The 20433-nt window shown below is 68.2% G+C and carries 16 protein-coding genes; all 16 read left to right on the top strand.

Annotation, left to right across the window (positions count from 1 at the left end):
- Positions 1–7 precede the first annotated feature (7 nt).
- The 16 genes from metG (at position 8) to RCH12_RS05600 (ending at position 20399) form a co-directional block, all read left to right on the top strand.
- The gene (gene metG, locus RCH12_RS05525; protein ID WP_327016275.1) at positions 8–1570 is read left to right on the top strand and encodes a methionine--tRNA ligase; all 1563 of its coding nucleotides are present in this window, start codon (positions 8–10) and stop codon (positions 1568–1570) included.
- Positions 1563–2519 carry a TatD family hydrolase gene (locus RCH12_RS05530; protein WP_327016276.1) on the top strand — a complete coding sequence of 319 codons (957 nt, stop codon included), beginning with the start codon at positions 1563–1565 and terminating at the stop codon, positions 2517–2519. Before metG ends, RCH12_RS05530 begins: the two co-directional genes overlap by 8 nt.
- Complete coding sequence (gene rsmA / locus RCH12_RS05535) at positions 2516–3394, top strand: 16S rRNA (adenine(1518)-N(6)/adenine(1519)-N(6))-dimethyltransferase RsmA (RefSeq protein WP_103429584.1); 879 nt, start codon at positions 2516–2518, stop codon at positions 3392–3394. Before RCH12_RS05530 ends, rsmA begins: the two co-directional genes overlap by 4 nt.
- Positions 3395–3403: 9 nt before the next feature.
- The gene (locus RCH12_RS05540; protein WP_103461609.1) at positions 3404–4339 is read left to right on the top strand and encodes a 4-(cytidine 5'-diphospho)-2-C-methyl-D-erythritol kinase; all 936 of its coding nucleotides are present in this window, start codon (positions 3404–3406) and stop codon (positions 4337–4339) included.
- A 50-nt stretch (positions 4340–4389) separates the two neighbouring features.
- Entirely contained in the window at positions 4390–6195 is a 1806-nt protein-coding gene (locus RCH12_RS05545) for an ABC-F family ATP-binding cassette domain-containing protein (RefSeq protein ID WP_103429582.1), read from the top strand.
- Positions 6196–6463: 268 nt separating this feature from the next.
- On the top strand, positions 6464–7354 hold the full coding sequence (locus tag RCH12_RS05550; RefSeq protein ID WP_442784558.1) for a MetQ/NlpA family ABC transporter substrate-binding protein: 891 nt from the start codon (positions 6464–6466) through the stop codon (positions 7352–7354).
- 70 nt (positions 7355–7424) lie between these two features.
- A complete protein-coding gene (locus RCH12_RS05555; protein ID WP_103429581.1) occupies positions 7425–8465 on the top strand; it encodes a methionine ABC transporter ATP-binding protein in 1041 nt (346 codons plus the stop codon).
- A 2-nt stretch (positions 8466–8467) separates the two neighbouring features.
- Entirely contained in the window at positions 8468–9127 is a 660-nt protein-coding gene (locus tag RCH12_RS05560; RefSeq protein WP_103429580.1) for a methionine ABC transporter permease, read from the top strand.
- A 168-nt stretch (positions 9128–9295) separates the two neighbouring features.
- Positions 9296–9850 carry a hypothetical protein gene (locus tag RCH12_RS05565; RefSeq protein ID WP_133163665.1) on the top strand — a complete coding sequence of 185 codons (555 nt, stop codon included), beginning with the start codon at positions 9296–9298 and terminating at the stop codon, positions 9848–9850.
- Positions 9847–10665 carry a lytic murein transglycosylase gene (locus RCH12_RS05570; protein WP_103429577.1) on the top strand — a complete coding sequence of 273 codons (819 nt, stop codon included), beginning with the start codon at positions 9847–9849 and terminating at the stop codon, positions 10663–10665. Before RCH12_RS05565 ends, RCH12_RS05570 begins: the two co-directional genes overlap by 4 nt.
- A complete protein-coding gene (locus RCH12_RS05575) occupies positions 10662–12464 on the top strand; it encodes a protein kinase domain-containing protein (protein WP_327016277.1) in 1803 nt (600 codons plus the stop codon). Before RCH12_RS05570 ends, RCH12_RS05575 begins: the two co-directional genes overlap by 4 nt.
- Before the next feature lie 163 nt (positions 12465–12627).
- A complete protein-coding gene (gene pstC, locus RCH12_RS05580) occupies positions 12628–13668 on the top strand; it encodes a phosphate ABC transporter permease subunit PstC (RefSeq protein WP_088456742.1) in 1041 nt (346 codons plus the stop codon).
- Between the two features lie 2 nt (positions 13669–13670).
- A complete protein-coding gene (gene pstA / locus RCH12_RS05585; protein ID WP_327016278.1) occupies positions 13671–14951 on the top strand; it encodes a phosphate ABC transporter permease PstA in 1281 nt (426 codons plus the stop codon).
- Complete coding sequence (pstS, locus tag RCH12_RS05590) at positions 14948–16591, top strand: phosphate ABC transporter substrate-binding protein PstS (RefSeq protein ID WP_327016279.1); 1644 nt, start codon at positions 14948–14950, stop codon at positions 16589–16591. Before pstA ends, pstS begins: the two co-directional genes overlap by 4 nt.
- Positions 16588–19182, top strand: a complete 2595-nt coding sequence (locus tag RCH12_RS05595) for a hypothetical protein (RefSeq protein ID WP_327016280.1) — start codon at positions 16588–16590, stop codon at positions 19180–19182. Before pstS ends, RCH12_RS05595 begins: the two co-directional genes overlap by 4 nt.
- Before the next feature lie 113 nt (positions 19183–19295).
- Positions 19296–20399: a hypothetical protein gene (locus RCH12_RS05600; protein WP_327016281.1), complete on the top strand. Its 1104-nt coding sequence runs from the start codon at positions 19296–19298 to the stop codon at positions 20397–20399.
- Positions 20400–20433: the final 34 nt, after the last annotated feature.

A 20433-nucleotide genomic window follows, 5' to 3' on the forward strand; every position in this document is an offset into this window, starting at 1 on the left:
TATGAGCATGTCCGACGGCTCATCTTTTTACATCACCACGCCTATTTTCTATGTGAATGATGTCCCGCACATCGGGCACGCCTACACGGAGGTGGCCGCGGATGTGCTTGCCCGCTGGCACCGCCAGCGGGGGGAGGACACCTGGCTGCTCACCGGCACCGACGAGCACGGCCAGAAGATCCTGCGCACCGCCACCGCCAACGGCGTCACCCCCAAGGAATGGGCCGACCGGCTGGTCGAGACCGCGTGGAAGCCGCTGCTGAAGACCGTCGATATCCGAAACGACGATTTCATCCGCACCACCGACGTCCGCCACGAGGAGAACGCGCAGAAGTTCCTGCAGCACCTCTTCGACGCCGGCCACATCTACACGGGCGAGTACGAGGGCTTCTACTGTGTGGGCTGTGAGGAGTACAAGCAGCCCGGCGACCTCGTGGCCGGCACCGGCGAATACACCGGCCAGCAGGTCTGCGCCATCCACTCCATCCCCGTCGAGCTGCTGCACGAGAAGAACTACTTCTTCCGGATGAGCACCTTCACCGACCAGCTGTTGGCCATGTACGAGGCCAACCCCACCTTCATCCAGCCCGAATCGGCCCGCAACGAGGTCATCTCCTTCGTCAAGCAGGGCCTGAGCGACCTGTCGATCTCGCGGTCCAGCTTCGACTGGGGCATCAAGGTGCCGTGGGACGACAGCCACGTCGTCTACGTCTGGTTCGACGCCCTGCTCAACTACATCACCGCCGCCGGCTACGGCCAGGACGATGAGAAGTTCAGCCGGCTCTGGCCCGCCACGCACATCGTCGGCAAGGACATCCTGCGCTTCCACGCCGTCATCTGGCCCGCCATGCTGCTGGCCGCCGGGCTGCCGGTGCCCACCCAGGTCTTCGGCCACGGCTGGCTGCTCGTCGGCGGCGAGAAGATGAGCAAGTCCAAGCTCACCGGCATCGCCCCGAACCAGATCACCGACGTCTTCGGCTCCGACACGTTTCGGTACTACTTCATGCGCGCCATCAGCTTCGGCCAGGACGGCTCGTTCTCCTGGGAGGACCTGTCCGCGCGTTACCAGTCCGAGCTCGCCAACGGCTTCGGCAACCTGGCCTCTAGGGTCATCGCGATGGTCGTGCGCTACTGCGACGGTGAGATCCCGGCCGGCGGCACGCCCACCGACGCGGATGCCGCCATCCTCGCGACCTCGATCCGGGTCACCCAGGCCGCCGACGCGGCCATCGACAGGCTCGCCCTGCACGAGGCCCTCGCCGCGGTGTGGGAGCTCGTCGACGAGCTCAACGGATACATCACCACGCAGGAACCGTGGGCTCTGGCCAAGAACCCCGACGACCGCGAACGCCTCGAAACCGTGCTGCACACCGTGGTCCGCGGCCTCGGCACCCTCGCCGTGCTGCTCTCCCCGGTGACCCCGCAGGCCACCGCGACGCTGTGGGCCGCCCTCGGCGGCGCCGGCGACGTGCAGGACGCTCAGATCGACCGGGCCTGGGAATGGACCGGCGGCAGCCACGTCTCGCCGCTGGCCGCCCTGTTCCCGCGCATCGAGGCCACTGTTGGCTAACGGTTCGGCCGACAGCACCCACATCCGCTCGCGCGAAGCCACCGCCGGCCGCGACCTGGTCTACCCGCCGGCGCCGGTGCCGCTGGTCGTGGGCGTCTACGACAACCACACCCACCTCGAAATCTCGGACGGCATCACGCCGCTCTCGGTGGCCGAGCAACTCGACCTGGCCTCCAGCGTGGGCGTCCGCGGCGTCATCCAGGTGGGCACCGACGTGACCACCTCCCGCTGGTCGGCCGAGATGGCGGCCCGTGAACCACGGATGCTCGCCGCCGTCGCCATCCACCCCAACGACACTCCGGAGTTGGAGACGGCCGGCACCCTCGACGAAGCACTCAGGGTGATCGACGAGCTCGCCGCCCGCCCCCGGGTCGTCGCCATCGGCGAAACCGGGCTGGACTTCTACCGCACCGGCCCCGACGGCCGGGCGGCCCAGTTCCGGTCCTTCGAGGCGCACATCGAGATCGCCAAACGACACGGTCTCGCCCTGCAGATCCATGACCGGGACGCCCACGACGAGGTCGTCGAGACCCTGCTGCGGGTGGGAGCCCCCGAGCGCACGGTCTTCCATTGCTTCTCCGGCGACGCCGAACTGGCCAGGCTGTGCGCCGACCAGGGCTGGTACATGTCTTTCGCCGGACCGGTGAGCTTCAAAAACGCCGCCACGCTGCGGGAGGCACTCGACGTCGCCCCTCGCGCCCTGTTGCTGGTGGAAACCGACGCGCCCTACCTCACGCCCACCCCGCACCGCGGTCGTCCCAACGCGCCGTACCTGCTGCCGCACACCCTGCGCGCCATGGCAGAGCACCTGCAGACGGATGTCGCGGTGCTCGCCGCCCAGATCACCTCGAACACCGAACTCGTCTACGGCCGCTGGGACGCGGAACCCGTGGTGTTGACCGACACCCCCCGAGACCCCCGCATCAGCCCGGCCGGAGGCCTCGCATGACCGACTCTGCCCACAACTCAGCCAAAGAACCGGCCGCGCCCACCCTGCTCGGGCCGGCCGAGATCCGCGACCTCGCCGAGATGCTCGGGGTGAACCCGACCAAGAAGCTCGGCCAGAACTTCGTCATCGACGGCAACACCGTGCGGCGGATCGTCAAGGTCGCCGCCGTGAAGCCCGGCGAAACCGTGGTGGAGGTGGGTCCGGGCCTGGGCTCGCTCACCCTGGGCATCCTCGAGGTGGGAGCCGCCGTCGTGGCCGTGGAGATCGACGACCGCCTCGCCGAGCAGCTGCCGCTGACCGTGCAGCTGATGCAGCCGGGCGCCGCGCTCACCGTCATCCGTGCCGACGCTCTGAAGATCGCCGAGCTGCCCGGCGACCCCACCCGCCTGGTGGCGAACCTGCCCTACAACGTGTCGGTGCCGGTGCTGCTGCACCTGCTCGAGCACTTCGCCTCCATCCGCGCCGGCGTGGTGATGGTGCAGGCCGAGGTGGGCGAGCGCCTCGCCGCAGCGCCGGGCTCGAAGATCTACGGCAGTCCCAGCGTCAAGGCCGCCTGGTACGGCCAGTTCCGCACCGCGGGCAAGGTGAGCCGGCAGGTCTTCTGGCCGGTCCCCAACGTCGATTCGATCCTCATCGCCTTCGAACGAAGAGCAGAGGAACTCGAATCCGAGGAACTGCGCCTGGCAACGTTTGCCCTGGTCGACGGTGCATTCCAGCAGCGCCGCAAGATGCTGCGCCAGTCGCTGTCCGGCGTGCTCGGCGACTCGGCCCAGGCGACGGAGGTGCTCAGCAAGGCGGGCATCGACCCCACCGAGCGCGGCGAGCAGCTCACCGTCCACGACTTCCTGGCGATCGCCAGGGCCTGGCTGGCCTAGGTTAGAAACATGACCAACACGGCGACCTCACCGGTTGTGCATGCGCGGGCACCGGGCAAAATCAATGTCTTCCTCAAAGTGGGAGCCGTGATGGACGACGGCTACCACGATCTCGCCACGGCGTTCCAGGCCGTCTCCCTCTACGAAGACGTGCGTGCCTCGGCCTCCGACGACTTCAGCGTCGAGTTCACCGGCTCCATCGACACGTCGAATCTGAGCGTGGACGGCAGCAACCTGGCGATCAAGGCCGCCCGTGCGTTGGCCAGGGCCACCGGCTACACCGGCGGGGTGCACCTCGAAATCGACAAGAACGTGCCCATCGCCGGCGGCATGGGCGGAGGCTCTGCGGATGCCGCGGCCACGCTGCTCGCCTGCGACACGCTCTGGGGCACCGAGCTGAGCCGCGACGAGCTGCTCAAGATCGCGGCCACCCTCGGCGCGGATGTGCCGTTCGCGTTCACCGGCGGCACCGCCATCGGCACCGGCCGTGGTGACCAGCTCAGCCCCGCCCTGGCCAAGGGCACCTTCCACTGGGTGCTCGCCCTGGCCGAGTTCGGCATGTCGACACCCTCGGTCTACAACGAGCTCGACCGGCACCGCACCCGGCACGCCCAGGACATCTTCCCCGCCTCACAGCAGCCCACCGTGGATGCCGACGTGCTGCAGGCCCTGCGCGCGGGGGACCCGGCCATGCTCGCCGACACCATGCACAACGACCTGCAGGCCCCGGCGCTGCAGCTGGCGCCGGGTCTGGGCCGGGTGCTCGAGCTCGGCGAGGCCAACGGCGCGCTGGCCGGCATCCTCTCGGGGTCAGGTCCCACCGTGGCGTTCCTCGTGCCGGACCTGGACGCCGGCCTCGAACTGACGGTGGCGCTGAGCGCCGCCCGCCTGAACGTGGTGCGCGCCACCGGCCCCGTGCACGGCGCCCGAATCCTCACGTCCTAGCCCGCCCGCGCGGTACTGGCGCTCAGCTGCGGGGGATAGGCTCGAACCCTATGGCACATTTGCTCGGGGCCGAGTCCCTGCACCTTGAATTTCCCACCCGCGTCATCTTCGACAGCGTCACCGCCGGACTGAACGAGGGTGACCGCATTGGCATCGTCGGCCGTAACGGCGACGGCAAGTCCACCCTCCTGCGCCTGCTCGCCGGTCGTATGGAGCCCGATTCCGGCCGGGTGACCCGCCGACGCGGCGTCACCATCGGCGTCCTCGACCAGTCCGACGACCTCGTCAACGGCCAGACCGTGGGCCACACCATCGTCGGCGGCATCGACGAGCACGTCTGGGCGGGCGACTCGAAGGTGCGCGACGTGATCGCGGGCCTCGTGCGCGACATCCCCTGGGACACCCTCGTCGACGACCTCTCCGGTGGCCAGCGCCGCCGGGTGGCCCTCGCCCAGGTCCTCATCGGCGACCACGACGTGGTCTTCCTCGATGAGCCCACCAACCACCTCGACGTCGAAGGCATCGCCTGGCTGGCCGGCCACCTCAAGAACCGATGGGCTCAGAACTCCGGCGGCCTCGTGGTCGTCACCCACGACAGGTGGTTCCTCGACGAGGTCTGCAACATGACCTGGGAGGTGCACGACCGCCTGATCGAACCGTTCGAGGGTGGTTACGCCGCCTACATCCTGCAGCGCGTCGAACGCGACCGGATGAGCGCCGTGATGGAGGGCAAGCGCCAGAACCTGATGAAGAAGGAACTGGCCTGGCTGCGCCGCGGCGCTCCCGCCCGCACCGCCAAGCCCAAGTTCCGCATCGACGCCGCCAACGAACTGATCGAGAACGAGCCGCCGCCCCGCGACACCGTGTCGATGCAGTCGATGGCCATGCAGCGCCTCGGCAAGGACGTCGTCGACCTCGTCGATGTCTCCGTCACCTTCGGTGAGAAGACCGTGCTCAACAACATCACCTGGCTGATCGCGCCGGGTGAGCGCACCGGCATCCTCGGTGTCAACGGCGCCGGCAAGTCGACCCTGCTCAACCTCGTGGCCGGCACCCTCACGCCCGACAGTGGCAAGGTCAAGCGCGGCAAGACCATCAAGGTCGCCGTGCTCACCCAGCAGCTGTTCGAACTCGATGACATCCGCAATGACCGGGTCAGCGACGTCATCGCCCGCCAGCGCACCTCGTACATGGCCGGTGGCAAGGAGATCACGCCCGGCCAGATGCTCGAGCGGATGGGCTTCATGAGCGCGCAGCTCTCCACCCAGGTCAAGGACCTCTCCGGTGGCCAGAAGCGTCGCCTGCAGCTGCTGCTTATCGTGTTGGACGAGCCGAACGTGCTGATCCTCGACGAGCCCACCAACGACCTGGACACCGACATGCTCGCGGCCATGGAAGACCTGCTCGACTCCTTCCCCGGCACCCTGCTGGTGGTCTCGCACGACAGGTACCTGATCGAGCGCGTCACCGACAACCAGTACGCGGTCTCCGACGGCGGCTTCCACCACCTGCCCGGCGGTGTAGACCAGTACCTCGAGCTGCGCAAGCGCCAGGTCGCCGGCGGCTCCTTCACGGCGGATGCGGCGTCGCCGACGTCCGCCACCGCCAAGGGCTCCGGTAAGCCGGCGCTCGGCGGCGCCGAGCTGCGCAACGCCCAGAAGGAACTCGCCTCCATCGACCGCAAGGTCGCCAAGCAGCAGGCCAAGATCAAGGAACTCCACAACGCCCTCGCCGCGCACGACCAGAGCGACTACACGGGCCTGGGCAAACTGCAGGCCGAGGTTGCCGCGGCCGAAGACGCCGTCGCCGGCTTCGAAACCCGGTGGGTGGAACTCTCGGTGCTGCTCGAAAAATAGGTCACCGGCCTCACCGCCGGCACCCCCGGTTGCTCGACCCGCCGCCCAGCTCGCAGATTCTGTGACTGGGCGGCTTTCGTCGAAGTTCCTGTGACGTTTCGTGTCCGAGCGGCCCACGGCTCGACCGAGCTGCGGCTACCGTAGAAGAGTGCCACCCGACGCTGCGGCACAGAACCCCCACGCGAAGACTCCGTGGTTGCGCTGTGCCTGTGAACGCATCGTCGTGCGCGGGCGCACACACAGCGAACGAAACGTGGAGAACATCAGAGTGAAGAACAGCACAACGAAGAAGAGCATCCTGGCAGCCCTGGCGCTCGGCGCCAGCGTGACCCTGCTCGCCGGCTGCGCCGGTGGCGCCGGCGGCAACGACGAGACCGTGAAAATCGGTGTTGTCGGGGCCAGCGACCCATACTGGGCCGACTACACCGAGGCCGCCGCCGAAGAGGGCATCACCGTAGAGATCGTCGACTTCGCCGATTACAACCAGCCCAACCCGGCGCTGACCAACGGTGACATCGACATGAACCAGTTCCAGCACCTGGTCTACCTGGCCGACTACAACGTCTCCAGCGGCGAAGACCTCACGCCCATCGGCGCGACGGCCATTTACCCGCTCGGCCTGTACTCCACCAAGGTCACCGACGTGGCCGACCTGGGCAAGGGCGACACCGTCGCCGTGCCCAACGACGCCAGCAACCTGGCCCGCGCGCTGCTCGTGCTGCAGAGCGCCGACCTGCTCACCCTGAAGGACGGCGGCACGATCTTCTCCACCCTCGACGACGTCGACACCGAGAAGTCCCTCGTCACCGTCACCGCGCTCGAGCCGTCCCTCACCGCGACGTCGCTGCCCGACGTGGATGCCGCGATCATCAACAACGACTTCGTGGAGAAGGCCGGCCTCAAGTTCGAGGACGCCCTCGTCAAGGACGACCCCTCCGACGAGTCCGCACTGCCCTACGTGAACGTGTTCGCCGTGCGCGCCGACGACAAGGACAACGAGACCTACGCCAAGCTCGTCGAGCTGTTCCAGACCACGACGACCGTCACCGACGGCCTGCTCGAGGTCTCCGGCAACTCCGCGGTCCTGGCCACCACGTCGGCCGCCGACCTGCAGGCCGCCCTGGCCACGGTCGAGAAGGACACCGCAGCACAGAAGTAGGCAGTCCCGGCCGGTCGCCCCTCCCCGTGAGGCGCGGCCGGCCTTTCCCCGTTCCAACCGAAGGATCTGCATGACCGTTTCAACCCCACTCGTCGAACTGCGCAACGTCAGCAAGGTGTACCCGGCCACCGTCAAGGGAGCCCCGGATGTGACGGCGATCGACGACGTGAGCATCAGCATCGACGCCGGCGACGTCTACGGCATCATCGGCTACTCGGGTGCCGGCAAAAGCACCCTGGTGCGCCTGGTGAATGTGCTCGAGCGGTCAACCGCGGGCCAGATCCTCATCGACGGTCGGGACGTCGCCCAGCTGCCCGAACGCGAATTGCGGCCGGTCCGGTTGGGTATCGGCATGATCTTCCAGCAGTTCAACCTGCTGAACTCCCGCACCGTGGCCCGCAATGTGGCGTATCCGCTCGAGGTGGCCGGTCGAGAGAAGGCCGAGCGCACCAAACGGGTCGCCGAGATGCTCGACTTCGTGGGACTGGCCGACAAGGCCGGCGCCTATCCCGACCAGCTCTCCGGCGGACAGAAGCAGCGGGTGGGCATCGCCCGCGCCCTCGCCTCGTCGCCCGCGCTGCTGCTGGCCGATGAGGCCACCAGCGCCCTCGACCCCGAGACCACCCACGAGGTCCTCGAACTGCTCAAGCGGGTCAACCGCGAGTTCGGCGTCACCATCATCGTGATCACCCACGAGATGGATGTCATCCAGACGCTGGCCACCAAGGTCGCCGTGATGGACCAGGGTCGCATCATCGAACGCGGCGACGTGTTCGACGTGTTCTCGAATCCGCAGCAGGCCGCATCCGCCCGCTTCGTCTCAACGGTGGTGAAGGGGCTCCCGTCCAAGCCCGAGCTGGAGGTGCTCCGCGCCAGGCACACCGGCCGCATCGTGACCCTCGCGTTCCGCAGCGACACCGTCGACCAGACCCGGGTGTTCGGCGAACTGTCCCGGGACGGTATCGCCTTCCAGGTCGTCTACGGCGGCATCAACGAAATCCAGGGGCGCCCCTTCGGGCACCTCACCCTCGCGCTGACCGGCGACGACACGACCATCGACGCCGCACTCGACAGGGTGCGCGCGCTCACGACAGTCACCGAGGTGCGCTGACCATGGACGGACTCATCGATCTTCTGCCCCAGCTCTGGGTAGCCGCGTGGGAGACCCTGTACATCGTGGGCCTCACCCTGCTCCTGGGCGGGTTCGGCGGCCTGCTGGTGGGCCTTGGCCTCTACCTCACCCGGGCGGGCAGCATCCTGGCCAATCGGGCGGTGTTCGGCGTCCTCAACGTTCTGGTCAACACCATCAGGCCCATCCCGTTCATCATCTTCCTGGCCGCCGTGCAACCCCTCACCCGCGCCGTGGTGGGCACCGGGATCGGCAACAACGCGATGATCTTCACGATCGCCCTCGCTGCCATGTTCGCGATGGCGCGCATCGTGGAGCAGAACCTGCTCACCGTGACGCCTGGCGTGATCGAAGCGGCCCGCAGCGTGGGCGCCGGCCCGGTGCGGATCATCTTCACGGTGCTGCTGCCCGAGGCTCTGGGCCCGCTGATCCTGGGCTACACGTTCATCTTCGTCGCGCTCGTGGACATGTCAGCGGTAGCCGGCTACGTCGGCGGCGGCGGACTGGGTGCGTTCGCGTTGCTCTACGGCTGGCGCCAGTTCGACCCCGTCGTCACCTGGGCCGCGGTGCTGCTGATCGTCATCTTCGTGCAGGTCGTGCAGTTCCTCGGCAACCGACTGGCCCGCAAGGCATTGCGCCGATAGCACAGCGTTCGGTCAGGGAGCGTACACCGCTCGTTCAGTCAACTGACCGGTTACGGTCACCTCGCCCCACGAATGTTCTCGCTGAGGCCGGCCACGTCAGCGTTGTCATCACCGACACCCGTTGGGTTTGTCCTCGTACCGAGTCAATCCAGGGTTTCGAGGAGCAGCGTGTCAACGAGCGCCAGCGTGATCTTTTGCGCCTTCAGCTCGGCCGCTGACCCCCGATTGCAGGGTTGGCTGTCGTTTAGGGAACACCTGCAATCGGGCGAGGTCGGGATTGCCGGCATCGTGCCGGTTCCACGGCGCGGCGGCGGGCGCGGCACGTCGGCCACCGACGGGTCCTGGTCGGCACACTCCGGGATCTGGCGTCTCCTCGCGTCGAACAGCCGGGAGTTGGGGCGCAGTTCCTCCGTGTATTCCTCCTTCGCCACGGCTCGGGCGCACGTGCTCGCGTTGCAGCTGGGGGTCGACCGGATGGCCGTGCGGGCCGTGACCGGGCCGGCATCCGGAACTCACGGCTGGGTTGTCACCGTCGACGACGTCGCCGTGATGACGAGTGGACGGTGGTACGGAACAACGTCGGCCAGCCGGGATGCCTGCGCGGGCGCCCTGGCCGCCTTGCGCAGCGCGGTGGTGACGGCCGATCCTCGGCGCATGGTCGAGCCCGGAGCCCGCCGTTCCCGCCGGCCCCGTGGCGACGCCGAACTGGCCGGCGTCTGGTGAGCGCCCGCGGGCGTTGGGCCGACTGGGTACCCCTCGGCCTGTTCCTGGTCCTGACGGCCTGGCTGGTCGGGGGAGCCCTGCTGCAATCGGTGGGAGGGCCAGGGGAGTCCCGGACGGACTGGTCGAGCAGTGCGGTCGAGTCGAGCAGTGCCGCTGCGCCGGCAGTGTTGCTGCCTGCCCCGGCGCCAACGGCATCCGTCGGCCAGCCGGGGAACGTGGCCGTCGGCACGTCCGTCCTGGTCGGAGTCCCCGCTGCCGGCCTGGTGTCGGCGGACTGGGCCAGGGCGGCGGCATCGGCGACCGGCATCCCGCACCGGGCTCTGCTCGGGTACGCGGGCGCAGCACTGCGGCTGGCTAGCGAACAGCCCAGCTGTCGCCTGGGCTGGACTACCCTCGCGGCGCTGGGATCGATCGAATCCGACCACGGCAGCCACGACGGCTCAGCGATCGGCGCGGACGGCGTCGCGGCGCCGGGGATCTACGGGCCGCTGCTGGACGGGTCCGAGTATGACGTCTTCGTCGACACCGACGCCGGCCGCTGGGACGGCAATACCGAATTCGACCGTGCCGTCGGCCCGCTCCAATTCATCCCCGCCACCTGGGACCGGTGGGGTGCGGACGGCAATGGCGACGGAACCGCCGACCCCCAACAGATCGACGACGCCGCGCTGGCGACCGGCCGGTACCTCTGCGACTCGGGCGACCTCTCGGCCGCGACGGCCTGGCGGGCGGCCGTCTACTCGTACAACCACGTCGAGAGCTACGTCGATTCCGTCGCCGTGGCGGCGAACGGCTACGCAGCGCGGATGCCGTGAACCGGCTGTCCGGCCCGGTCGCCGGCCTGATCTCCGAGCGCTACCGGCTGGGTGCGCTGCTCGGCACGGGTGGATCCGCGTCGGTTTTCGCCGCCGTCGACACCCGTTCCGGCGACACCATCGCGCTCAAGATCCTGCATCCGGTGTTGTCCAGCTCCCCGAGGCTCCGAGAGGCGTTTTTCCGGGAGGCCCGTGCGGCGGCCGGGGTCCGGCACCCGAACATCGTGGCCGTCCTCGACGTGGGCGTGCACGACGATGCCGCCGAGCCGCTCGCCTGGATCGCCCTGGATCTCGCACCGGGCGAGAGCCTCGCCGAGCACGTCGGCCGCACCGGCCCGCTTCCGGTCCCGGATGCCCTCACGGTCGGTCTAGCCGTGCTGCAGGCGCTGGCCGCCGCCCACGCCGCCGGGCTGATCCACCGCGACGTATCACCGGCGAACATCATGATCGCCCCCGGCGGCGATGGCCGACTCGATCTGGCTGGCGTCCGACTGCTCGACTTCGGCCTGGCGGATGCGGCCGGCCGGGCGGCGGTCGGGTCGGACGTGCTGGGCAGCGAACCGGCAGAAGGCCACGATCCGGATGCCGACGAGGACCGGCCCGTCGGCGTTCTGGGCAGTGTCAACTACCTCTCACCCGAGCAGGCCGCCGGTGTTCCCGTCGACGAGCGCGGTGACCTCTACCAGCTGGGCGGGGTGTTGTACTTCGCGCTGACCGGGGAGGCGCCCTATGTCCGCGACACCGTGGCCGCGGTGATGCGCGCGCACGCGCTCGCACCGCCACCGGTTCCGTCGGTGGCACGGGCCGGCATCCCCCGGGGCGTCGACCGGATCGTGGTGCGGGCGCTCCTCAAGCACCGGGAGGACAGGTTCGCCTCCGCGGCTGAGATGCGGAACGCCATTCTGGCCCTGACGCCGCCCGCGCCAGCGGCTACCGGTGTCGGCGACGACCGCACTCGCCGGTTCGACCGCCGGGTTGACGGGCTGCCACACGCCGTCACCGACCCCGGCCGCACCACCGTGCTGCCGCGCACCGCGCAACGTCCGCCGGGTGGGGCGACGAACGGGTCGGCCACCGGTTCGGCGGCCGGATTGCCCGCCGTGCCTCGGCCCGGACGCCGGCGACCGGGCGGAGGGCGGGCGGGCGGCTGGGTCGCCCTGGTGCTCGTCGCGGGGGTGATCGCGGCCGGCTGGGTGGCGGCCGCCGGTGGCTCTGCCCGGTCGTTCGTGGCCGTGAGCAGCACGCCATCGGCGACCGCTGTGGAGGTCAGCACCGACATGTCGTCGGCACCCCCAGCGCCGGTGGAGGCCTCATCCCCATCGGTCCAGGTGCCCGAGCTCACCATCATGCCGCTCGGCGAGGCCCGCGCTGCCCTCGAGGCCGCCGGTCTCCGTCTGGGCAGCCTGACACCGGCGGATTCGGTGCGGACCGGCGACACCGTTCTCGCCCTTGAGCCGGGGCCAGGGTCGTGGCTGAACGCGGGGGACACCGTCGACCTGGTGGTGGCGTCCGGCTCGAACAGCGTTCCCGCCACCGTCGGGCTTGCCTCGGCTGAGGCTGTGGCCGCCCTGCAGAACGCGGGGTTCGTCGCCGTCGTCGAGACCCGCGTCGACGGGGATACGGTGCCTGGCACGGTGCTCGCGAGCCATCCGGACACGGCAGCGGTGCTGCGCCTCGGAACGAGCGTGACGATCACCGTGGCCGCCGCGGCCCCGGTCCATCCGACGCCCACGCCGTCGTCGTCGCCGGGCCCGAGCACCACGCCCACGAACAGCGCACCACCGGCTCCGTCGCCCTGAACGTCGACCGGCGCCAAGTCAACACACCGTGTCCATGGCTCGGTAGCGAAACCGACTCCGCGAATTCACCCGGCAACCCAAACATGTGTTTCGGACGTGCGGCCGCTTACCCGGCCCGCACGGCCCCGCCCACGTTTCCCCCCTGTCGCTCCCGAGGACACCCATGCCACGCACGATCAATGCTTCTCTGTCTGCGCGCCCCGCGCCGGACACCGAAGCGTTCCCCTTCGAGAAGGAACGTCGGCGCACGCTGGTGTCCCGGCCGTCGGTGTCGGACTCCGTGTTCCGTTCGGTGGCGTTCGCCGCCGGTGGCATCACCGTCGCGATCATGCTCGCCGTGGGGGTCTTCCTCTCGATCCGGGCCTCTGACGCCCTCGGCGTCGCGGGCTTCTCGTTCCTCACCGAACAGGAATGGTCACCGGAGTCCCAGTCCTTCGGCATCGCCTCTGTGCTCTTCGGCACCATCACGATCGCCCTCATCGCCATGTGTGTCGCGGTGCCGCTCGCGCTGGGCACCGCGCTGCTCATCTCCGAGGTCGCCCAGGGCCGGTTGCGGTCCACCCTGGTCACCCTCGTCGACCTGATGGCCGCCGTGCCGAGCGTGGTCTTCGGGCTCTGGGGAGTCTTCTTCCTGCAAGCCAACGTCATCCCGGTGGCCAGCTGGATCTCGACCTACTTCGGCTGGATCCCGTTCTTCAGGGTCTCGGATGCGTCCGGTGATGCCCTCACCGACGCCAGCGCCTTCACCTCCTCGGCGTTCATCGCCGGCATCGTCGTCGGGCTGATGGTGGTGCCCACCCAGACTTCGGTCATGCGCGAGGCCTTCTCCCAGGCCCCGATCGGGGAACGCGAGGCGGCGTTCGCCCTCGGGTCGACCCGCTGGGGCATGATCCAGGCCGTCGTCCTTCCCTTCGGACGCGGCGGCATTATCGGCGGCACCATGCTCGGCCTCGGCCGGGCCCTGGGCGAAACCATCGCCGTCTACATGATCATCTCGCCGATCTTCACCATCAACTGGCAGCTGCTCAAGACCGGTAGCAATTCGGTGTCGGCGCTCATCGCCCTGCGCTACGGCGAATCGAGTGCCTTCGGCCTCTCCGCGCTGATGGCGGCCGGTCTGGTGCTGTTCCTGCTGACCCTGGTCATCAACTTCACAGCCTCCTCCATTGTGGCCAGGTCCCGCTCAGGGGCAGAGAGCGACTGACCATGACACTGACAGAGACCACCCTCACCCCGGCTGCGCGCAGCACCCACATCCCGTCGCCCGACGGAATCGCGATCGGTCCACGCCGCCGGGTGCGCTCGGCGCGGGTGGGTGACCGCTTCAACGTGTTGGGCGCCGCCGCCGCAGCCATGGCCCTGGCCACCCTGATCTTCGGTTGGGTCACGCCGCTGTCCGGCGGCGTCGGATGGACGATTGTCGCCTTCCTCTCCTTCATCGGCTTCTACGCGCTGCTGGTGAGCTTCACCGCTGACTTCCAGGAGGTGAAGGACCGGGTGATGGCCGTGTTGCTCTCCAGCGCCGGTGTTGTGCTCTTCGGTGCCCTGGTCTTCGTCGTGGCCTTCACCCTGGTGCGCGGGCAGGAGGCGTTGCCCCACCTCAACTTCTTCACCGAGAGCATGGAGCTGGCCGGCCCCCTCGACGGGCTCGACGTCGGTGGCATCCTGCACGCAATCCTCGGCACCCTGATGCAGATCGGCATGGCGCTGATCATCACGGTTCCGTTGGGCATCCTCACCGCGCTCTTCCTCAACGAGGTCGGCGGCCGGTTCGCCCGGTTCGTGCGCACGATTTCGGATGCCATGACCGCGCTGCCCTCGATCGTGGCCGGCCTCTTCGTCTACTCGGCGATCATCGTGCTGATCACCCACCAGCGGTCGGGTTTCGCCGCAGCGATGGCGATCACGGTGATGATGCTGCCCATCGTCATCCGTGCCTCCGACATCGTGCTGCGCCTGGTGGCCGGCAACCTGCGCGAGGCCGCATATGCCCTGGGCTCGACCCGTTGGCGCACCATCTGGCACGTTGTGCTGCCCACGGCCCGGCCCGGGCTGGCCACGGCCGTGATCCTGGGCACCGCACGGGGAATCGGTGAGACCAGCCCGGTCCTGCTCACCAGCGGCGTGACCGCGGTCGTCAACCTCAACCCGTTCGAGGGCCCGATGATCTCGCTACCACTCCAGGTGTTCGACTTCGTCAAGTCGCCGGAGCCCAACATGATCGCCCGCGGCTTCGGGGCGGCGGCGGTGCTGATCCTGCTGGTGCTCGCCCTGTTCGCCATCGCCAGGCTGATCGGTGGGCGCGGCCCGGGCGACCTGACGCGCCGCCAACAGCAGCGGGTGGTGGCGGCCTCGTTGCGTGACCTGCAGCGCATCACGCTCCAGGGCGACCGGCGCCACCGGTCGCTGACGGACCCGAACCCGACAAACCCGAACCTGACCGACCCGAACCTGACCGACCCGAATACAAAGGAGTCGTCCTCGTGACGCCCAAGACCCGGTGGATCCGTACGATCCGCACCCTTTTCGCCCTGTTCGCCATTGCGCTCGTGAGTGTGACGACGGTGCTTCCGGCGCAGGCCGCCAGCTATGACCCGATCACGGGCACCGGTTCCACCTGGTCGCAGAACGCTCTCGATCAGTGGCGCAAGAACGTGGCCGGCAACTACGGCATGACGGTGAATTACTCCGGTGTGGGGTCTTCGGCCGGCCGCCGCGACTTCGTCGCCGGCAACGTCGACTTCGCTGTCAGCGAGATCCCGTTCCAGCTCGCTCCCGAAGACGGGTCGGTTCCAGAGTCACCCACCAGGGGCTACGCGTACATGCCCATCGTGGCCGGCGGCACGTCGTTCATGTACAACCTCAAGATCAACGGGGTGCGGGTATCCAACCTGCGCCTGAGCGGCGAGGTCATCACGAAGATCTTCACCGGCGGCATCACCAACTGGAACGACCCGGCCATCCAGGCAGACAACCCCGGTCTTGCCATGCCGGACAAGGGCATCGTGCCCGTCGTGCGTTCGGACGGCTCCGGCTCCACCGCCCAGTTCAGCCTCTGGATGTCCAAGCAGCATCCGGCACTGTGGAACGAGTTCTGCGCCTCCGTTGGACGCACCTCACCCTGTGGCCTGACCTCGCAATACCCCACCTTCGGAAACGCCAAGGCCCAGAGCGGCTCATCGGGAGTGGCCGGCTACGTCAGCCAGGACTACGGCGAAGGCGCCATCACCTACGTCGAGTACTCCTACGCCCTCGAATCCGGCTTCCCCGTGGCGAAGGTGCTCAACCAGGCCGGCTACTACGTTGAACCCACGGCCAACTCCGTGGCAGTGGCCCTGCTGACGGCCCAGATCGACCAGACACCCGGCCCGAACTATCTCACCCAGGTGCTCGACGGCGTCTTCAACAGTGCAGACCCGCGCACGTATGCCCTGTCGAGCTACTCCTACATGATCGTGCCCACCGAGGTCGGCGGGGTGTTCACGGCCAAGAAGGGAACCACGCTCGGAGCTTTCGCCAACTACATGCTCTGCGAGGGTCAGCAGCAGGCCGCCGACCTCGGCTACTCGCCCCTGCCGATGAACCTCGTCCTCGCCGGGTTCGACCAGATCAAGCGCATCCCGGGGGCGGACACGACGGGTGTGGACATCAATAAGTGCAACAACCCCACCTTCAAACCAGGGGATTCACCGTCGAGCAACCAGCTCGCCCTCACCGCCGCTCAACCGCAGGACTGCGACAAGGTCGGCCCCAACCAGTGCACCACCGGGACCGCCGGCGCCCCGGCGGAGACCCCGGTCTCCGGCTCGGGAACCGGCGGTAGCGCCACCGGTGGAACCACGGAGACCGCCGCGGCGGCGGCCGCCGCGACCGGCGGCGCTGCCGCCGCTTCGACGGGTGCGGCAGCGGTGTACGACGCAAACGGCGCCCTGATCTCCGGCGGGGCAGCCGGGTCGACCCTGGCCGGTGCTGCCGTCGCCACGCCCTTCGCGCTGGCCGACGAAGGCTGGGGGACACAGCAATCCTTGATGCTCCTGGCCGCGACCCTCCTGGTGGCGGCGGCAGTGCTGCCGCCGGTCTTCTGGCGACGCTTGGCTCCGCGCGGCGGCAAGGACGGCCTCAAATGAGCCGCCACACAACCGTGAAGACCTCGCTCTGGACCCGGGCCGGTGCCGGCGGCATCGTCGTGGGCCTTCTCGTCGGCGTCGGCGTTGCCGCGCTCACCTCCCTGGCCCCCATCCCCGCCGTGGCCGACAACTCCAGTGCCGTCACCGTGACCGCCGCTGACTACGAGCTCGACCCGGCCGGGGCACCGTTTCCCGATCTCGCCGTGACCGTCTCCAAAACCGCTGACCTCGTGTCGGAGGGCATCCTGGTGAGCTGGACCGGCGGCAAGAAGTCGGTGCGGCCACAGGGCAACGTCGGCGGCGAGAACTTCCTGCAGATCGCGCAGTGCTGGGGCGAAGACAAGGACAACCCAGGGCATCCCGACCGCACCACCTGCCAATACGGCGCCTTCCCCAACGCGGGCCGCGACGCCAACGTCGATGCCAACCTCGAGGAGCCGGTTGAGGGCTTGGCACCGCACATCGCACCTGAAGACGAGCAGTACACGACGGCAGGAGCTGGATTCGCGAACCCGCCGTACACGTCCATCCCCTTCCGAGCCGTCAGTGGCGAGACCGTGGCTTCTGTGGTCAAGAACGCCAAGGGGGAGCTGGTGCACGACACCACCATCGATGTGAACAAGCACCAATTCTTCACCGAGTACACCTCGAACGAGGTGAAGTGGGCCGGGTCAGATGACGCCGGCAACGGCTCGGTCAAGTTCGAGGTGCAGACGTCGATGCAGTCGCCCGGTCTCGGCTGCGGCCAGCCCCTGATCGTGGCCGACCAGGACACCACGGGCCAGTCCTGCTGGCTGGTCATCATCCCCCGCGGAACCGGCGACTCGGGTGTGACGGAGATCACGAAACCTGGACTGTTCTGGGATGCCTGGCAGCACCACGTCGCAGTCAAGCTCGACTTCAAGCCCGTCGGTGTGCGCTGTGAAATCGGAAGCGCGGAGTCCCAGCTCGGAGGCAGCGAACTCATCGCCGGCGCCATCTCCTCGTGGCAGCCGAACCTCTGCGCGGGCACGACAGGATCGGCGTTCGTGCTGAGCACCGGCAACGAGGCCGACGTCCTAGCCAAGGCCAGCGGCACAAGTCCCAGCCCGCTCGCATTGACGTCCTTCCCCGCGGAGACGACAACCACGGATCCGTTGCAATACGCCCCTGTCGGGATCTCCGGCGTGACTGTGTCCTTCGCGGTCGACCGGCGGGTGATGCCCGTCGAGGAGATCGACCAGGCATACAAGGACCGGGAGACGCAGGCTTTCACGTCGCTCAAACTGACCCCGCGCCTGATCGCGAAGCTTCTGACAGCGTCATACATCTCGGCTCTACCGCCCGGCGCGGATCTCACCCACATCGGCTACACAAGCTTTGCCGAACCCGGTGACAACGCGCGCAACATTACCCGCGACCCAGATTTCCTCGAGATCAATGACCCTGAATGGGCTTCCCAGGACCTCAACAGCGTGTCGTTGTCCGATGCCTTGGCACCGGCAGGGCGCTCTGATCTTGCCACCCAGCTCTGGCGCTACGTTATGGCGGACGACGAGGCAGTGGCCTTCCTGCAGGGCACTCCGGATCCGTGGGGGATGATCGTCAACCCGTGGTACTCGACTAGCGCCGATGTGAACCCGACCGGCACGGCGCTCGCCCTGCCGCGCGACAACTTCCCCAAGGCCGACCCTGTCGAGAAGGCGACAACGACGGGGTCCAACGGCGTGGGCGCGGTGAACCTGGTGACGTGGCGTCCGTACACCTCTGACTTCGAGAACGGGGCCTACCTCACCCTGCGCGGCGACGGCCTGCAGCTCGGAGGCTGGGACTCCACCAGCACCCCGCCGAAATACCTGAAGACTTCCCGTGCCCTGGTCGGCGAGCAGGGTGTGATCGGCCTCAGCACGGCGGCGTCCGCCGCGCGCTACCAGAACGTCACTGCGTCCCTTCTGAACCCGGCGGGCTCGTTCGTGGCGTTGGGCACCGACTCCATGCTGGCCGCGGCCGCGGCCATGTCGCCGACGCAGAAGCAGGCACAAGTCCTCGAGTTCGACCCCTCCTCAAGCGCGGCTCAGGCAGCCACGACGGCCTATCCACTGACCATGCCGGTCTATGCGGCGATCAACCCGCTGCAGACGGATGCCACCCAGCGCGCGAAATTCGCGAACCTCATCCGTTACGCCGCGACGGACGGCCAGGTCCTCGGTTCCGAACTCGGCCAGCTGCCCGCCGGCTATGCGCCCTTGCCCACGAGCTGGGTCGACCAGGCGCTCGTGGCGGCAACGGTGATCGAGAAGGGAATCGATGTGAACCTCGTCGTTCCCAAGCCCGTGGCCGCAACGGCACCGAGGTCATCGGCGCCCGCAGCGGTCACTCCGGCTTCGGTGACCCCGGCCGCCAATGTGCCGGCCGTGGTCGTGTCACAGACGCTTTCCGCCACCGACCCCACAGCGACGGGTGCCGTCGCCGGCCCATTGCTTGGCACGGCGACCCCCGCCGACCCCAACGTCGGGCCAGTGGCCATGGCAGTGCCGGCCGGCCTGCTGTCCGGGCTTTTCGCAGCCGGAGCGGTCCCCATGATCTCGCGTATCAGAAGGAGACAACTCTGATGCGCTCACAAGAACTTGACGGTATGGCCAGGGGTCGCGGTCCCTGCTCGCACGTCGGGAACCGTGGATCCGCCTGGATCCGCGTCGTTGCACCACATCCGAAAGGCATCACAGTGATTTCGAAGAAGGCTATCGCGCTATGCGCGACTGTCGGAGTTACCCTGTCCGGTATTGCCCTCGCCGCACCCGCTCACGCCGAGCCGGTCGCCAACAGTTATTCCATCGTCGGCTCAGACACTCTCGAAGATGTGGTCGGTGCGCTTGTGAACGGCACGCGTATCACCGGCTCCACCGTGCGGGTCAGCGCCGGAGGGTCGTCGCTCGGTTCGTTCGATGCGACGGGCTCGTCGTACATCACGACGAAGTCTTCTGGGGTCCGCTTCGGCCGTCCGAACGGTTCCGGTGATGGCGTCAAGGCCCTCAGCCGCTCGATCGACGGCGCACCGTTCACCTCTGCAACGCCGGGCGGCCCCGCCAACGTGACCATCACCGGTCAGGTTGACATCGCACGTTCCTCCAGCGCCGGTGCCTCAAACAACGCTGGTGAACTGTTGTACGTGCCCTTCGGCCGGGACGCTTTCGCGTACGCGTACCAGGGCGCCGCCGCCAGCATCGGCGCTCTCACCGGCCCGCAGATGAAGAGCCTGTACGAGTGCTCCCTCACCCAGATCGGCGGGGCGACCATCACGCCCATCGTTCCGCAGTCCGGTTCAGGAACCCGCAAGGACTGGCTTTCGAAGATCGGCTCTTCCGAGACCGCGATGCTCACCGTGGCCGAAGGCGGCTGCGTCGTCGAAGGCCAGGAACACGACGCCACCAGTTTGGTCGCCAACTCGGTCATGCCCATGTCGGTGTCCCGGTGGGTGTCGATGAACACAGGCGCCAGCTACGACAAGCGCGGCACCGGTACCCTCGGGTCGCTCATTGCCGGCGTCGCGCCGGTAACCGGAACAGGCGCCGCCATGGTACCTAATGCCCCGTACTACGCCAACACCACCTGGGGCCGGGACACCTACCTTGTCGTGGAGTTCGCCCGGGTCGACCCGACCAACGCTAAGTACGACGCGAAGCTGGCCACGCTCATCGACCCGACGAAGGCCGCGAGCCTCACCAACTCGGCTTCGGTGCTTGCCAGCCAGCCCGGCTCGGTGAAGAAGAAGTTCGGAATGCTCGCCCCGGCGAGCACCACGGTCTTCCGCGTCCTGAAGTCCGCCTAGTCCGTCCCGCAGTCCACGCACTGACCAACTTGAA

Source organism: Cryobacterium sp. MP_3.1, assembly GCF_035984795.1.
In the GTDB taxonomy this organism is placed as follows: domain Bacteria; phylum Actinomycetota; class Actinomycetes; order Actinomycetales; family Microbacteriaceae; genus Cryobacterium; species Cryobacterium zongtaii.

Coding starts and splice junctions, on each gene's coding strand:
- RCH12_RS05555 (WP_103429581.1), top strand. CDS start 7,425: ATGACCGTTTCAACCCCACTCGTCGAACTGCGCAACGTCAGCAAGGTG.
- rsmA (WP_103429584.1), top strand. CDS start 2,516: ATGACCGACTCTGCCCACAACTCAGCCAAAGAACCGGCCGCGCCCACC.
- RCH12_RS05560 (WP_103429580.1), top strand. CDS start 8,468: ATGGACGGACTCATCGATCTTCTGCCCCAGCTCTGGGTAGCCGCGTGG.
- RCH12_RS05540 (WP_103461609.1), top strand. CDS start 3,404: ATGACCAACACGGCGACCTCACCGGTTGTGCATGCGCGGGCACCGGGC.
- metG (WP_327016275.1), top strand. CDS start 8: ATGTCCGACGGCTCATCTTTTTACATCACCACGCCTATTTTCTATGTG.
- RCH12_RS05595 (WP_327016280.1), top strand. CDS start 16,588: ATGAGCCGCCACACAACCGTGAAGACCTCGCTCTGGACCCGGGCCGGT.
- pstC (WP_088456742.1), top strand. CDS start 12,628: ATGCCACGCACGATCAATGCTTCTCTGTCTGCGCGCCCCGCGCCGGAC.
- RCH12_RS05545 (WP_103429582.1), top strand. CDS start 4,390: ATGGCACATTTGCTCGGGGCCGAGTCCCTGCACCTTGAATTTCCCACC.
- pstA (WP_327016278.1), top strand. CDS start 13,671: ATGACACTGACAGAGACCACCCTCACCCCGGCTGCGCGCAGCACCCAC.